This window comes from Planctomycetota bacterium (genome assembly GCA_026387035.1).
In the GTDB taxonomy this organism is placed as follows: Bacteria; Planctomycetota; Phycisphaerae; order FEN-1346; family FEN-1346; genus JAPLMM01.
Genome location: JAPLMM010000071.1, coordinates 1 through 15,427, shown reverse-complemented (window position 1 = coordinate 15,427; position 15,427 = coordinate 1). Strand labels below are relative to the sequence as shown.

The following is a 15,427-nucleotide window of genomic DNA, read 5'->3' as shown; positions in this document are numbered from 1 at the left end:
GGGTTTCAAGGAACGTGCGGCTCGGTTCTACGCCGCCGCCTCGCTCCGCGCCCGCCAGTCCAAGGGTTATGTCCCCCAGGAAGCCCAGAAGGCCGCCATCGCCGACCAGTACGAAATCCCCGCCCGGGACAAGGCCATCGCCATCTACCTGGACCTCGCCCAGATTTACATGAGCAAGAACGATCTGCGTGCGGCCGTCGCCTACTACCAGCGCGTCCTCAACCTCGATCCGGGAAACACCGCCGCCACGAACGCCCTTAAACAGATCGAGGAATCCTTGAAGCGGCAGGCCGCCGAACGCAACCAAAACCCAAGCCGAACCGGCGGCGGCAAGGATAAGAAGGACGACCAGCCGAGTTGGCGCAACGGGTATACCCGCGACTACAGCCCCGGGGCGTACAAGAACCGCTACTCACCGCACGGCTCATACTGGTAATAAAAAAGCCGAGGCAAGGGCCCGGTTCCGCCGCGGCGTGGCCGTAGGTGCATCCTGGGGGGTCGTCGGGATTTTTACTGTACTTGGTCGCTTAATTCGTCGTAGAATAATAGGGGAGTTGGTGGCTCCAATCCTTTACCAATGTAGAAGGCGCAAGGAGGGTTGACGCGATGAAACGCTTAGCCATCGCCGCCGTGCTCGTCGGAATCGTCGCCCTTGTCGCCGGCTATGCCCGGGCTCAGGACCTGCCCTGGAAGCCGGCCGAGCCGAAAGTTCCGCCTGCGCAGAATCTACAGCCCGCTCCGCCCGCAGGCGCCCCGGGGGAAGTGCCTCCGGCCGAAGTGGCTGCGGCGGAAAAGCCCGCCGTTGACCTCGAAAAGGCGCTGACGCCCGAACTGTATCAGCGGGCCATCAAACCCATCCTTTACCAGATCGAACAGGCCGACAAGGTGCTCGGGCTCTATAACAAGGAGATGGCCAAGCCCGCGAAGGAACGCAACGACAAACGCGCGACCGAGTTCCGCGAAAATGCCGCCCGATTCTATCTGGCCGCCTCCCTGAAGGCCCAACAGGCCAAGAAGATGGTTCCCGAGGCCGAGAATCAGAACGCCATCAGTACCCAGTACGAAATTCCCATGCGCGATAAGGCCATTGAGATCTACGCCAGCCTTGCCGCCCAACGCATGGAGAAGAAGGACATCCCCGGGGCCATCAGGTACTACCAGCAGATCGTCAGGATCGACCCGGAGAACGCCCTTGCCAAAGAGGAACTTAAGAAGATTGAAACCGCTCTGAAGGCCCAAAGGGAGGCCGCCAAAAAGCCGGCCGATGCCCGCTCCGGCCACGACGAAGACAAGGATCAGCAACCCATCAGCCGCCCCCCCGGAAACTACACCCCTGACTATAACGACAAACACGGCGGTACGGATTACCGGGATCGCGGCACCCGCCAGGACAAGTACCGCTAGGCGCATTCGGCTGCCTTGACAGTTTCGGCGGACCGGGACAACCCGGTCCGCTTTTTTGCATCCTGACGGGGGTTGCCGTCTGAATTTTGGGCCATCCTCAGATTATCGGACTCTTCTGGCCCGGTTCTCCCTCCCATCCCATTTTAACAATTCTTAAATTGAAGTTGACTTGGGGATGCATCCGATAGATAATGTGGCAATGTGGGAGGGATAGCGAGTCTGCGCAGCGTTGCCCGCTGCCACGTCTCAATCTGAAAGCGAGGGAGAGCCCAATGAAAGAGGTCTATTCCACAGGCGAGGCCGCCAAGGTCTGCCGCATCAGTCAGCAGACGGTCATTCGCTGCTTTGACGCCGGCAAACTGGAAGGATTTTACGTCCCGGGGTCCCGCTTCCGGCGCATTCCGCGCGAAAACCTCATCAAGTTCATGCGCGAGAACAACATCCCGCTTTCCAACCTGGAACCCGGCAAAAAGAAAGTCCTCGTGGTCGACGACGAACCGGAACTGGTGGACCTCTGGGTCGACGTCCTGGAGCGCGACGGGCGATTCGAGGTCAAGACCGCGTCAACAGGCTACGACGCCGGCCTCCTCACCCAGCAGATCCGTCCGGACCTCATTGTGCTGGACTACATGCTGCCCGACATCAATGCCGGCGTCGTCTGCAAGACGATCCGCAGCAACCCGAGCCTCGCCAACACCCAGATTCTCCTTATCAGCGGGATCGTCGAGGAAGAGAAGGTGCGCGCTCTGTACGACCTCGGCGTCAAGGCGTTCATGCGCAAGCCGTTCCGCATCGACGATCTGGTCGCCAAGATCGCCGAACTGTTGAACGTGTAGGCCGGATTGGGGAGCGGTTATGGCCGCCTCGCGCCTCCAACGCAGAAAGGTGGAACTCCTCCTGGACACGGTGGAGCGCCTCCCTACCCTGCCCGGCGTCGCGCAGCGGCTCCTGGGGCTGCTCTTGTCGGCCAACCCGAGCGCCCGCGAGATCCAACAGGCCATCGAGTCCGACGCCACCCTGGCCGCACGGGTCCTCAGCCTCGCGGTGCGGGCGAGCGAGGCAGGCCGGTATGTGACAACCATTCAGGCTGCTCTCAAGGCGGTCGGCCTCCAGGAAATTCTCGCCGACCTGCTGAGCATCAGCATCCTGGACACCGAGGTTCTTCGCCGCGCCAAACTGGTGCGTCTGTGGCGTCACAATTTGGCGACCGGCATGGCGGCCCAGATCATTGCCGCACGCCTCGGCACGGTTTCGCCCGACGAGGCCCTTCTGGCCGCCCTCGTCCACGACATCGGCCACCTCGCTCTGGCTTCGCTCATGCCCAAGGCGTTCGGCGCTTGTTTTGAGCACATCGAGGCCACGGGGGCCGACCTCCTCGAGGCCGAACGGGATATCCTGAGCGTCGACCACGCAGTCATCGGCAGGCAACTGGCGCAGCGCTGGGGCTTCCCTCCGGCCCTCCAGAACGTCATCTGGTTCCACCATCAGGCGAATGTGCCCGCGGCCGAGGAAAACGGCGCCGCCCGGCTCATCCAGGTGGTCCGGCTGGCGGACCTCATCGCCCGCCAGGAAGGCTTCGGATACCATCCGTCCGAACAGGTTCGGGACAACACGGCCGAGGTGGCCGAGCGGCTCGGCCTGTCGGGCGTTCACGCCGAGGAGATCGGCCAGCGCGTCGCCGAAGCCGTCGAACTCAACGCCCGGGCCATCGGCATGGAGGACGAGCCGACGCCGGGCCAGTTGTGGCGCCTGGTGGTGGCGGCGAACGAACGGCTCGGAACGTTCTATCGGACGGCCTCGGAACGCCGGCGCGAACTCCAGGCCCACACCCATCGGGCAGACCTTTTAATCCAATTGAACGGCCGGCTGGCCGCCTGCCGCTCCAGCCGCGAGGTTCTCGAGACCGTCGCCGACACGGCCCGCGAGGTCCTCGGCCTGCGGACCGTCGTCGCCTACTTGTTGGCCCGGAATCTCGACTACATCGAAGGCGTCCGCTGCACCGCCGAAGGCGGCATCGAAGACCGTTTCCTGTACGAGGTTTCCGAGAGCCAGACCCTTGAGACCCTGCTCGCGGATCGTTCCGGACCCGCGGGCGCCGTGCTCGTGCCGGTCCGCGCCGAGCGGGTCGAGAGTTGGCTTTTCGAGCGCGCGGGCGAGCGCCTTGGCCCAGGCCCGTTCTACACGATCCCGATGATCATCGAAAACGTGAAGGTGGGCGGCATGGTCTTCACCCTGCCCGCAAGGCGGACGGACCTCGAGGCCCACGAGACGGCCGAACTCGTGGCGCTGGCGAACCTGGCGGGCGTCGCCGTCAAACGCGCCCAGGCCGAAGCCGACCTTATCACCCTCTCGGAGGAACTCGCCGAGGCGAACCGTGAACTCGCCCTCGCCCAGGAAACCCGCCTCCAGCAGCGAAACGTGGCCGCCCTCAGCGAAATGGCCGCCGGCGCCGCCCACGAAATCAACAACCCCCTGGCCGTCATCAGCGGCCGGGCCCAGCAACTCCTCGGCGGCGAAAAGGACACCGCTCGCCGCAACATGCTTCAGAGCATCATTGACCAGGCCCAGCGCGCGAGCGACATCATCCGGGAACTGCGCCAGTTTGCCCGTCCGCCCCAGCCTCAGCCTCAGGCGGTGGATGCCGCGGCCCTGGCCAAGGCCGTCGCCGACGAATTCCAGGAGCAACTGAAGGGTTCCCCCGTGACGCTCCGCGTGGAATCACAGCAGGCGGCCCCGCCGATCCGGGTCGATGCGGAACAGATCCGCGACGCCCTGCGAGAGGTCGTCCGGAACGCCGTCGAGGCGTGCGTCCAGGGCGGCCACGTGACGGTAATGGTTCGGCCGCTCGCCGTTGAAGCGGCCGTCCGAATCGCCGTGGCCGACGACGGGCCCGGCATGGAACCCCAGGTCCGCGCGCGGGCCTTCGACCCTTTCTACTCGGGCTACGAGGCCGGCCGCCATCGCGGACTCGGCCTGCCGAAGGCCTTCCGGGCCGTGCAGGCCAACGGGGGGCAGATGGCTTTGGAATCGACGCCGGGCCAAGGCACGACCGTGCGGATGACGTTTCCCGCGGCCGAAACCGAGACGCCCGCTTGAGGACGGGAGCGGGGACGCCCCTTGCTCCGAGGTTGAGAAAAGGAGACACGAGGCAAAACGGATTCGTCGGCCGTCGCCGCCAGGGCCGACCGATTCGCACACATAAACCACGGTGGGGTGCGATGCCTTCTCCCTCCCCCCTCGCTCTCGCGGCTAGCCCTCACCGTGGCTGATAACGACGGAGGCCGAGCGACACAGCCGGTGCGTCGTTCGGCCTCCTTGAGATAAAGAAAAGCCGAAAGGTGACGGAATCGAACGGAATCGAAGGGAACGGTTATGAGTCCATCGAGTGCTGAAGTCGCCCGGACGGAGTTCGAGGCCCGGATCCTCGTGGTCGACGACGAGCCGGACGTCGCCCTCCTGGTGTCCGAAACGCTCCGCGAGGCCGACCCGTCCTGGCAGATCGAGACGGAAAGCGATCCCGAGCGGGCCCTCGCGCGCGTGACCGGGGAACCGTTCGACTGCCTGATTACGGACCTGGTGATGCCCCACGTGGGTGGCCTGAGCCTGGCGGAGAAGGCCAAGGCGGCCAACGAGGACATCGCGCTGATCGCGATCAGCGGCCGCGGAACCCTCGAAACCAGCATCGAAGCCCTCCGCCTGGGATTCACCGATTACATCGAGAAGCCGTTCGACCTCGAAGGCCTCCAGCGCGCCGTCTGCCGCACCCTCCGCCGGCAGGTCCGCGACCAGCGCCTGAAGCACCATTTCGCCGAACTCGCTCAGACCAAGGCCCGCATGGAAGCCGAGCAGGCCCAGATCAGCCAGAAACTCGAAATCGCCAGCCACGACCTCGTCCGGTCGAACCGGCGGATGGCCCGCCAGATGGAGGACCTGGCGACCACGGCCGACGTCGCCCGCTCCCTCATGGGCATCTTGGAACTGGAGGACCTCCTGGGCCTGTGCGCCGAACTGGTCGGCGACCGCGTCTCCTGCCAGACCAGCACCATCGCCCTTTACGAGGCCGATGACGGAGCCGTTGGACTCATGGTCCGCGCCCATCCCGATTCCGAGGAATCGCCGACGCTCTGCTGGCTTCGGACGCCGATCCGCTCCGGCGTCATCTGCCGCGCCGTCCAGAGTCGAAAAACCATCCACATCAACGACCTGGCCGACAGCGTCCTCGTGGACTTCCAGGAACGCGAGTTCTGGCAGACGGGCAAACTCCTGGCCGTTCCGATCCCGTTCCAGAAGGACGCGGTCGGCGCTGCCGTCCTCCACCGCCCGCCCGAGGCGCCCGACTTCCAGGCCGCCGACGTCAAGCGCGTCACGGCCCTGGCGAACGTCATGGCGCCGGCGATCCTGTCGGCCAAGGTTCACCACCGGCAGCGGTGCCAGGTCTATGCCTCGCTCGAGATGGTGGCGGTGGCCAACGAGGACCGGTTCCCGTACCTGCGAGGCCACTCGGCCCGCGTGCTGGCCTACGCCCAGCCGCTCGGCCAGGCCGTCGGCCTCAGCCAGTCCGAGACCGGCGCCCTCCAGATTGCCGCCCGCCTTCACGACATCGGATACGTCGTGATCCCGCACACGGTCATCAACCACAGCGGGCCTCTTTCGGATGACCAGTGGGAAGTCGTTCGCCGCCATCCCGCAGTCGGCGCGGACTTTCTGAAACCGCTCGAGTTTTTCGGCGAAGTCGGCGACGTCATCCGCGCCCACCACGAATCCTACGACGGCACCGGCTATCCGGAGCAGAAGGCGGGTGAAGAAATCCCCCTGGTCGCACGGGTCCTGACGGTGGCCGACGCCTTCGACGGCATGACGAGCCACCGCCCCTTCCGCGGGGCCATTTCGCGGGATGACGCCCTCGAGCAGATCCGGAAACTCGCGGGCCAGCAGTTCGACCCCCAGGTGGTCGAGGCGCTCGTCGGCCTGCCGCCCGAAACGCTCGACGAAATCGCCGACAGTTGGCGCTAACAACGCCCAACGCCCCACCTTGAGCGCAGCGAAAGGTGGGGAACGCCGCCACCGCCAATGCCGCCAATGCTTGACTTCCCAGGCGGGCCTGCCTTACACTTGGCCGACTCACACGACCAGCACCCGCTCTTTTCTCACGCCAAGGGACACCGATCCGATGAAGACCCGCGTTCTCGTGGCCGCGGAAGGCGGCGCCAATGAGGAGGCCGTCCGCCAAGCCGCTCACGCCCTCGCCGACGGTCAAATCATCGTCTTCCCGACGGAGACCGTTTACGGCATCGGGGCCAGTGCCGTCAACCCGCAGGCCATGGCCGAACTGGATCGCCTGAAGACCCGCGCGCCGGACAAGCCCTACACGCTTCACCTCGCGGGTCCGGAGGAATCCGCCCGCTACGCCGGCCCCTTGTCGCCGCTCACAGAACGGCTGATTCGCAAAGCCTGGCCGGGACCGCTCGCCCTCGTGGTTCCCGACCGCCGGCCGAAAGACGCCGACACGGGCGGCCTCATTGAAGAGGGCATTTATTACAATGGGACCGTGGGCCTGCGGTGCCCCAGCGATTCCGTCGGCCGCGCTATTCTTCGGGCGGCTGGCGTGCCAGTCGCCGCGTCGAGCGCCAACGCCGCCGGCCGGCCTCCGCCCCGCGAGGCCCGTGAGGTCCTCGCCGAATTCGACGGCAAGGTCTCCCTGATTGTGGACGCGGGCCCGACCGCATACGCCCGCCCGTCGACGGTCATTCGCGTCCGCGAGGACGATTCCTACGAAATCCTGCGCGAAGGGGCGATCACCGCCCGCCGGGTCCGCCGGCTGGCGCGGACGCGGCTCCTCATCGTGTGCACCGGCAATTTGTGCCGGAGCCCCATGGCCGTCGGGCTCGCCAAGAAGATGCTCGCCGATCGCCTCGGGTGCGACCCGGAGGAACTGGAGGACCGCGGCCTCGAAATCGCCAGTTGCGGCACCGGAGCGGGCGGAGACCAGCCCGCCAGCACCAACGCCGTCGAAACCATGCGGGAGGAGGGCGTCGACATCCGCCACCACCGAAGCCGGCCGATGACCGTTGACTCGCTCCTCGCCGCCGACTATATTTGGGTGATGACACGGGGGCACCTCGAGGCCGTGGAGGCACTCGCCCCGGAGGTGGCAAACCGGGCCGTCCTTATCGACCCCGACGGTAAGGACGTCTCAGACCCGATACGGGGAGACTTGGCCGCATACCAAGCCTGTGCCCGACACCTTGAACGGGCGGTGGCCCACCGGATTCAGGAGATCGCGTGATGAAAATCGCCGTGGGTAGCGACCACCGGGGCTTCCAGACCAAAGAGCGACTGAAAAACCAACTGGTCAACCAGGGCCACGACGTCTCCGACTGCGGCGCCGAATCGGAAGCGTCCAGCGACTACCCCGACTTCACCCTTCCGGTGTGCAACGACGCCAACGTCCTCTGCCTCCCCGCCGACCTGCTGAGCGAGGAACTCATTCGCCGAATGGTTGACGTCTGGCTCACCACGCCGTTCGAGGGCGGCCGGCACGCCCGGCGCATCGCCAAGGTCATGGCCGCCGAGCGCTACCTCTGCGGTCCCCAGGGCCAGGACGCCCCCAAGAAATCCAAGAAAGCCAAAACCTGATCGCCCGCCTCCCACGCCCGGCGATGGCCCCCCCAGGAATTTCCTGGGTAATACATCCCGATTTTTTCCTTGACATCATTCGGGCAGGGCGGGTATGCTCCTATTCGTAAGCAAAGACAGGAGAAGAAGGAGCACGTCAGGATAAGGGGGGCTGCGGTGGACCGAACGGCTCACCATCGGTATCGCTTGCGCTGGGCGATTATCATCTCTCTGGCGGTGTTCTCTTGCGCGGTCGCGGTGGGTCTTTCGCCTGCGCGCGGCCAGGGGAACCCCGGCGCCAAGCGGCGCGCTCCCGCGCCGCCTTCCCCCGAGGAGATCACGCTCCGATCCCGTGCGATCCGCGAGGCGGTCGAGCAGTGCGCCGCCCTCATCGAGGCGGGGGACCATCGTAAGGCCGTGCCGATGCTGGCGGACCTGCGGCGGGCCCTGGCGAAGCAGGCCAAGGGCGAGGACGATTTGGCCCGCATGGCCGCCCGCGAGTTGCCGCGGGTCGACGCGCTGGTGGCCCGAGTCGCGCTGGACTCGAAGGCGCCCGACAAGGCGCTCGACTTCATCCGTCCCTACGTCGAGCCGCGCGACGCCTACAACGCCGACCATGCCGACTGTTACCTGGTGGCGGGCGATGCGCTTCTCGCGCTCGGCAAACCGTACGACGCATTGGTGATTTTCGATTGGATGGCGGGCCAGACGCAGGGCGTCCCGCTGGTGCGGGCGGCGGAGGGGTGCGGCCGGGCGCTCCTGGCCCGTAAGGAGTTCCAGAAGGCCGTCGAGTCCTTCCGCTTCGCCGTCGATTACGCCCGCGAGTATGCCTACGACCAGGAAGCCCTGATTCGTCGCCTCGAAGGGCTGCTTCGGCAGGCCCAGCGTCTGGCCGACATGGACCTCTACGGCGAGGACTTCGTGCGGTACCGCGATGCGGAACACCTGCGCCGCGTGCAAGGCAAGCACGCCCCCGCTCGCTCGGTGTACCTCGAGATCATCCAGAAGTGGCCGGAGAGCATCTACGCCGAGGCCTCCCGCCTCTACGCCGCCCAGTGTCTCGTGGCCATGGGCAAAATCCCCGAGGCGAAGCAGGAACTGGCGGCCTTCCGGGCCTCGGACCCGTACGGCCTGTATCGCGGCGAGGCGGTCCTGGAGATGGGCCGCATCGCCCTGGAATATGACCTCGCCCCCCAGGCCGCCAAGGGGTGTTTCCTCTTACTTCAGACCTGGCTCAAGGAGGTTCAGGACAAGACGCCGCTCAATATCGAGAAGTTGGCGGTCCGCGAGGCGGCCGAGAGGATCACCACGCCGCCCGTCCAGGAAAAGTTCGTGGACTTCTGGGGCAACGTCAAGAAGAACGCCGTCGAGCCGGGACAACTCGTCAACCGCAAGACCTGCCCGTGGTACCTCGACGACCTCAAGGAACAGATGGCGATGTATCTTGGGTTCCTCGCGTTCGTGGAGGGCAAGAAAGATGAAGCCCTGGCCTGGTACGCGAAGATCTTGGAATGCGACCCGGCCACCCGGCGCATGGACACCGCGGGCGAGTGGAACGATTACTCCCGCCTCAAGTGGGGCGCGGAGCACGGGTATCTCTACGCGTTTCCGCAGGAACTGGCGCTGTTCAAGGACCCCCGGCACCGGCTGGGCGTGCTCCTCTGCGACTTCTACTACTGCACGGAGCGCAATCAGGATGGCATCGCTCTATCTCGCCGTTTGCTCGCGTTCAGGTACGGAACTCTGCGCGGTTCTGAGCGGGACTATGTCTATTTCATACTGGGATCGTTGCTTCAGCGCGCCGGGGACCGCCCAGGTGCGCTCTCGGCTTTTGAGAAAGTACTCCTGAACAAGAACTCGACACTCACCGAGCGACGCGCCGCACTGGCCGCCGGCCGGTTGGCCATCACGAACCCGGACGGTACGGTGCGCGAGAGAGGGAAGCGCTATTTGCTCCAGTTGTCGCAGTCCCGCAACAAAGATTCTTTCGCATACACGGCGATGATCGCTATCGGAACACACATCGCACGACACGAGGACCGGACGGCAGGAATCGCCATCTTGCGGGCGGTTCCCGACGATGCCGGACCCTACAAGGGGATGGCAAACGTTCTGGCGAGGATGTACGGCGGAGAGAGCATCGAGTCCATTATGAAAGCGGAGGAAGCCCCGTGAAAACGCGCCATGTTTTGCTGTGCCTGGTTCTTGGTTGTGCGTCTTTGAGCCTATGTCTGAAGGCCGTGGGTGACGAGGGGGAATTTCCAGTCACAAACCGCCCCGGAAGTGTGGATCAGGACTGGAAGGTTCCCGAAAATCCGGCGGACGAGGTCTCGCCAGCGGCATCGTTGCGCCGGTTCGAGTACGCCGGGCACACCATGCTCGAAATCATCAGCCGCATCTTGATACCGCCGAACGATTACCCGCACGTGGAGTGGATCTTCATGAAGTTTAACAAGAGGGCCTATGGCGCAGATTCCGACTACGTGGATTTTGAAGGCTATCCGGAAAGCGGAGTAAAGGGCATCGCCACAGGCCCGGATGGCAACCCCATTGAGGGGCCGTTGAAAATCCAGGTGGTCCAGATCGACCTTGCCCCTCAAACCGCCGGTCAGTTCCCGTTGCGGGCAGAGGGCCTCTTGGGCAAATACTTCCAGCAATCAAGCAAAGGAGGCATGCCACAGTGGTTTTGGCGCGCGAAGGTTCAGGACGAGGGCGAAAAGCATATCGAGTTGACCTGCCGGGATAAATGGGTCCCTCGCAACCCGCCCAACTTCGGCATAGACCCGAATGTCTCTTGGCTCAAAGCCTGGGCCATGGACGAGGCGGGCAATGCCCAGGAGGAAATCTGGATCGACTTCAACATCTATGCAGATGAGGAATACATTGTTCTATACAGAGCCGTCACGCAGCTTCGAGACGGTGGCGACATATATGCTTCGGTGAAAATCCAAGAAGGTGTTCTGCGTTACACGCCGGCGGGGGCGACGCGCTTTGTCATCACGGCGTCCCAATACGTGACCGAGGGGGAGCCCGAGTACAAGGAAGCCCGCATCGAGGTGCCGATTCTTGACGCTAGGTGGAAAGAACGAACGGAGAACAAGGGGTTCGACCCGTACATGAACCCGCCGTGGACCCCGCCGTGGGTGGTCGTCGGGATCGGGGTTGATAGGAAGTCTGAGGCCTCGCAACTCCAGTTGAGCCAGTCTATTCCGTTCGGCGAGGTTGCCATCGCGATGGATGAGAATAGCGGCACGCTCGCCGACATCTCCCCGGACACTGCAACGGGCGCCTTGACCCCGACGGACGTCACGGGCAAAAAGAAAGGACCGCCGGGCGCGGCCGAGGCGAAGAAAGCCGGCGAGAGGCTCGCGGCACTCCTGGTTTCCGTGAAACAAACCCTGGAGCGCAACGTCAAGTTCTATCGGATAAAGGACACGGGCGACCATGAATGCACCTTGACGGATGAGGAGGCGCAGGCCATGCTTGGCCCGGCGGCGACACTATGGAAGGACCAGGCCGTCGTCGATCTGACAAAGGTGGGGAGCGTCACCCCGGTCACCATCAACGAAGACTTGGGGGAGAAGCCGACCAAGGATGCGATCATAGAGAAGGTGCTGCCGCAGGTTCCGCCCCCGGGCCCGGACGACGTGCACGTCGTCGTTCTCTGGGACTACGACTTGGGCATAGGCGAAGCATATGCCTTCGGCCGTTACGTGATCGTCAAGAAGGCCTCAACTGCAAGGATGCTTGCCCACGAGGTCGGGCACGCCGAGGGGCTCGGCCACTCGCACGAGGGCGGCAACCTCATGGCGGGTCTGGGCGTAGGCGGAGGAGAACGCATCCGCAAGTGGCAGGCGGACCGCGTGAATCCGTGAACGCAGGGCGGAAGAATAGGGTTCCCCTGGAAGCGAGGGCGACAATGACTTTGACAAGAGCGATGATGATCGTGGGAGTAATGGCCGGCGCTTTGATGTTTGCCTCCGCGCGTGTGCCCGGCAAGACCCCCGATCTCGGCGGCTCCGGCGGGGGCGCCGAGAAGCGAGCGATCCAACAGGCTGCCGCCGAGCACCTGGAAGCCGTCGAAGCGGGAAATGCGATGAAGTACGGGGGGTTCCGAACGAAGGAGTACTTTGATGCCATCGTAGCGGGAAAGGAGCCGGACATCCGGCCCCTCCTTTCGAAGTACGGAACGAAAGAGTTCGTGCAGGAAATGGCGCGGCAGGTCCGCACGCGGAACTCCGAACTCCTCACTCTCTACGTGCTCGATTGCGCCAGGGGCGTTCTTAGGGACGAGGAGCCCCTGGCCGACATGGCCCGTGAGGCCCTGGACTCTCCCTCCGACGCGTTGCGGGTGATGGCGGCCCGCTGGTACGCCTGGGGGTGGCCCCGGGGGTTGCCCGGGGTTCCGGAAGACCTCCGCAAAAAAACCGCAGAAATCATCCGCCGCCGCTTCGCCGAATCCAAGGGCGAGGAATGCCAGGCGGAGATGAGCATGTACGTCGGAACCCGCGAGGACGCCCCCATGGTGCGGGAAATCTACGTGGCCCATTACCGCCGGTTCCTCCCGCCCGTCATCGACACGCCGCTTGAGGACGACCGGGACCTCAAAGAGAAAAAGGACGCTTGGCGAGCCATGGTGATGCTCCGCCTGTTGGCGGAACTGGGCGACCGGGAAGCGGCCGAGGAACTAAAGGAGCGCGACCCGCAGAAGGTAAAAGATTTGCGAAGCGAGGAGCATTGGAGGAAGCGCCGGGCCGAAGTGGAAGAGCGGATGGGCCACCCCGTCTCGCTCCAGGCCGACGTCGCCGCTTATCTCAATTTCAGCCTGCGCGGCGACGGCGTGACTCTAAAACCCCTGTATGACCTATACGGCGAGGAGGTGTGGCTCAAGGAGGCCATCCGGCAGGCGGAGGAGCGAAAGTCGGAGGACCTTCTCAATCATTTGCTAGTGGCCGGAAGCAACCTGAAATACGATTGCCTCCGCGCCTTGGCCGTCAAGAACCTGGAATCCGACTCCGATTACGTGCGGGGAAGGGCCGTTCAGTGGTGCGAGGAGAACGCGGAAGCGCTCTCCCCGGCCGAACGGGACCGCTACGCCCAGGTGGTTCGCCGATGGTTCTTCGCCTCGGACGGCCAGAATGGGTATGGGCAGATGACGCGAGGGCTCGCGACGCCCGCCGACCTGCCCCTGATCCGCAGTCTTTACTACCGCCGATACAAGATTCCAAAGCGGGGAGATCCGCCCCTGTATTCTTGCGCCGAGGCGTTCCGAGCAAACGGCCAGCGGACTCGCTCAGACATCCTGATCCTCCTGGCGCAGTTGGGGGACGCGGCCCCCTTGCGGGAAATCCGTGCGGCCATCGAGCAGGAGAAAGACCCCCAGCAGCGGTTGTGGGGCATTTTCGTGGCCGTCCGCTTGAAAGACAAGTCTCTGATTCCGCTCATCGCCAAGGCGCTCGACGACAAAAGACCTTCCGAGGAACCGATCGAATCGGATTCGGACCCGGAAGTCAAAAGCCCCCGCGCATGGCTTACCATGTACACGCGTGTGTGCGACCTGGCCGTGCGGGCGATTCGTGAGATAGACCCCCCAGCGGAACGTTGGCCCTTCCGCGTGCCGTGGGCGCGGGAATGGAGGATTGCCTTGGCCTGGCAAGACTTCGACTACAAGCAGGAACTCGGCAAGGGATGGGAATTGCTCGACGAGCACACCACCGTCGAGGTCGTCAACCGCCGGGTGATTGTGGGTTTCACGGACAACCAGATTGAATACGCTCGCCGACATGCGACCGGGCAGAGGGAATGACACAGGCCACCGACAGCCACGCGTCGAATCCCCGCAACGCCCCGGGAGAAGCAAGTTTCCGTGAACTCGCAAGCGTGCCGCAAGGGGTCGTGCGGGTTGCGTCAGGCGGTCTTCTTCGGCAGGCTTTCGCGGATCCGGCCTGCCGCGGCATCCTGTCACGGCGTAGTCCCGATTCATCGGGACGAAGCCGGGTTCCGGGTTCCAAGTTAACCGCACGCGGCCCGCAAGCGGGCCGGCGAACCAAGCCCACCCGTCCCCTAACACCCTCCGTTACTCACTTCGTCAGTCCCTCTGTCGCTCTTCGTCCTCCGCGCTCTCTGCGTCCCTTCGATCCCGGCGCGCCGGGACTCACGGCAGGCCTCTGCGTTGAAACCACCCACCTACAAGTCCCATGAGGGGGCGTGCTCAGGTCGGCAGGGCGGACAGGCTTTCGGTCATCCCCACCAGCACCAGAACGTCCCCTTCGCGGATCTTGGTGTGCGGCATCAGCAGGTCCAGGACCTGCTCCTCGACCACTTCCTCGCCCTCCGGCGTCCGCTTTTTGACCGGCCGCTTGATCGCCACGAGGTTCACTTCGTATTTCTTCCGCAGATCGATTTCGGCCAACGTCCGGCCAATCCACGCCGCCGGCGCCAGGATCTGAACCAGGCCGTGCCCCTCCGACAACTCTACGTGATCGATGATCTCGGGGTTCGCCAACTGGCTCGCCAGCCGAACCGCCATCTCCTCTTCCGGAAAGATGACCTGGTCGGCGCCGATGCGGTCGAGGATGCGCCGCTGGATGTCGCTGGAGGCGCGGCTGATAACCCGTCCGACGCCGAGGGCTTTCAGGGTTGCTGTCGCCAGCGCATTGGCTTCGAAGGCCTCACCGATGGCGACGATGGCGGTGTCCATCTCGTCCACCCCCTGGCTCTTCAGGGCCTCAGGGTCGGTGGCGTCGAGGCAGACGGCCAGGGCGACCTCGTCCCGAATGTGTTCGACGAGGGCCTCGCGGCTATCAATGGCGATGACCTCGTGGCCGGCGTCGGTCAGTTCCTTCGCCAGCCGCCGGCCGAATCGGCCGAGTCCGATGACCATAAAACGTTTCATGGGAATCCTCCCGTCTTTTCTAGCCTACGTAGATATCCGCCTGTGCGTACTTGTATGGCGCCGGCCTGGGCCTCGCCATGAAGGTCATGGCGATGGCCAACGGACCCACCCGGCCGACGAACATGGTCACGGACAGCAGGATCCTGGCGCCGACGCTGAGGGTGGGAGTTATCCCGGTGGACAGCCCGACGTTTCCCAGGGCGGAGACGCTCTCGAAAAGCACCTGAAGGAACGTGGCGCCCTCGGTGAGGGTCAACACCAACGTGTCGCACAAAACAATCAGAAGAAACCATAGAAGGATGGCGTACGCTCTATGCAACGTCTCCTCGTTAATGCGACGACGAAACATGTTGGCGTCGCCGCGTCTCAGTTGGGCCCAGAGCGATACGCCCAGCACCCCCAGCGTCGTGGTCTTGATGCCTCCGCCGGTCGAGCCGGGCGAAGCCCCGACGAACATCAGCACCATAATCATGCAGAGGCTGGTGGTCCGCATCGCGCCGGTATCAACGGTGT

12 protein-coding genes are annotated in these 15,427 nt (G+C 64.4%); 10 read left to right on the top strand and 2 right to left on the bottom strand.

The annotated features are described in order from the left end of the window. The 10 genes from NTX40_02340 to NTX40_02295 form a co-directional block, all read left to right on the top strand. Positions 1 to 436, top strand: a 436-nt coding sequence (locus NTX40_02340) for a hypothetical protein (GenBank protein ID MCX5647926.1), incomplete at its 5' end; no start/stop codon positions are given. Between the two features lie 170 nt (positions 437 to 606). Continuing rightward, positions 607 to 1,404 (top strand): hypothetical protein, encoded by a 798-nt coding sequence (locus tag NTX40_02335; GenBank protein MCX5647925.1) that lies wholly within the window; start codon positions 607 to 609, stop codon positions 1,402 to 1,404. 272 nt (positions 1,405 to 1,676) lie between these two features. Further along, the gene (locus NTX40_02330) at positions 1,677 to 2,240 is read left to right on the top strand and encodes a response regulator (GenBank protein MCX5647924.1); all 564 of its coding nucleotides are present in this window, start codon (positions 1,677 to 1,679) and stop codon (positions 2,238 to 2,240) included. Between the two features lie 19 nt (positions 2,241 to 2,259). Beyond that, a complete protein-coding gene (locus NTX40_02325) occupies positions 2,260 to 4,500 on the top strand; it encodes an HDOD domain-containing protein (protein ID MCX5647923.1) in 2,241 nt (746 codons plus the stop codon). 276 nt (positions 4,501 to 4,776) lie between these two features. Then, complete coding sequence (locus NTX40_02320) at positions 4,777 to 6,417, top strand: response regulator (GenBank protein ID MCX5647922.1); 1,641 nt, start codon at positions 4,777 to 4,779, stop codon at positions 6,415 to 6,417. 157 nt (positions 6,418 to 6,574) lie between these two features. Then, positions 6,575 to 7,690 carry an L-threonylcarbamoyladenylate synthase gene (locus tag NTX40_02315; protein MCX5647921.1) on the top strand — a complete coding sequence of 372 codons (1,116 nt, stop codon included), beginning with the start codon at positions 6,575 to 6,577 and terminating at the stop codon, positions 7,688 to 7,690. Then, positions 7,690 to 8,040, top strand: a complete 351-nt coding sequence (locus NTX40_02310) for an RpiB/LacA/LacB family sugar-phosphate isomerase (GenBank protein ID MCX5647920.1) — start codon at positions 7,690 to 7,692, stop codon at positions 8,038 to 8,040. Before NTX40_02315 ends, NTX40_02310 begins: the two co-directional genes overlap by 1 nt. 156 nt (positions 8,041 to 8,196) lie before the next feature. Next, a complete protein-coding gene (locus NTX40_02305; protein ID MCX5647919.1) occupies positions 8,197 to 10,194 on the top strand; it encodes a hypothetical protein in 1,998 nt (665 codons plus the stop codon). A gap of 110 nt (positions 10,195 to 10,304) precedes the next feature. After that, complete coding sequence (locus tag NTX40_02300; protein MCX5647918.1) at positions 10,305 to 11,894, top strand: hypothetical protein; 1,590 nt, start codon at positions 10,305 to 10,307, stop codon at positions 11,892 to 11,894. A gap of 44 nt (positions 11,895 to 11,938) precedes the next feature. Further along, a complete protein-coding gene (locus NTX40_02295; protein ID MCX5647917.1) occupies positions 11,939 to 13,825 on the top strand; it encodes a hypothetical protein in 1,887 nt (628 codons plus the stop codon). Positions 13,826 to 14,230: 405 nt separating this feature from the next. On the opposite strand, the gene NTX40_02290 is transcribed toward NTX40_02295, so the two are convergent. Together NTX40_02290 and NTX40_02285 are read right to left on the bottom strand one after the other, a co-directional pair. Then, positions 14,231 to 14,914: a TrkA family potassium uptake protein gene (locus tag NTX40_02290; GenBank protein MCX5647916.1), complete on the bottom strand. Its 684-nt coding sequence runs from the start codon at positions 14,912 to 14,914 to the stop codon at positions 14,231 to 14,233. Between the two features lie 19 nt (positions 14,915 to 14,933). After that, positions 14,934 to 15,427 (bottom strand): Trk family potassium uptake protein (locus tag NTX40_02285; protein ID MCX5647915.1); only part of this gene is annotated, 494 nt, incomplete at its 5' end.

What these genes read in the sequence shown, in the direction of transcription:
- NTX40_02335 (MCX5647925.1), top strand. Translation starts at nt 607, where the DNA reads ATGAAACGCTTAGCCATCGCCGCCGTGCTCGTCGGAATCGTCGCCCTT.
- NTX40_02330 (MCX5647924.1), top strand. Translation starts at nt 1,677, where the DNA reads ATGAAAGAGGTCTATTCCACAGGCGAGGCCGCCAAGGTCTGCCGCATC.
- NTX40_02325 (MCX5647923.1), top strand. Translation starts at nt 2,260, where the DNA reads ATGGCCGCCTCGCGCCTCCAACGCAGAAAGGTGGAACTCCTCCTGGAC.
- NTX40_02320 (MCX5647922.1), top strand. Translation starts at nt 4,777, where the DNA reads ATGAGTCCATCGAGTGCTGAAGTCGCCCGGACGGAGTTCGAGGCCCGG.
- NTX40_02315 (MCX5647921.1), top strand. Translation starts at nt 6,575, where the DNA reads ATGAAGACCCGCGTTCTCGTGGCCGCGGAAGGCGGCGCCAATGAGGAG.
- NTX40_02310 (MCX5647920.1), top strand. Translation starts at nt 7,690, where the DNA reads ATGAAAATCGCCGTGGGTAGCGACCACCGGGGCTTCCAGACCAAAGAG.
- NTX40_02295 (MCX5647917.1), top strand. Translation starts at nt 11,939, where the DNA reads ATGACTTTGACAAGAGCGATGATGATCGTGGGAGTAATGGCCGGCGCT.
- NTX40_02290 (MCX5647916.1), bottom strand. Translation starts at nt 14,914, where the DNA reads ATGAAACGTTTTATGGTCATCGGACTCGGCCGATTCGGCCGGCGGCTG.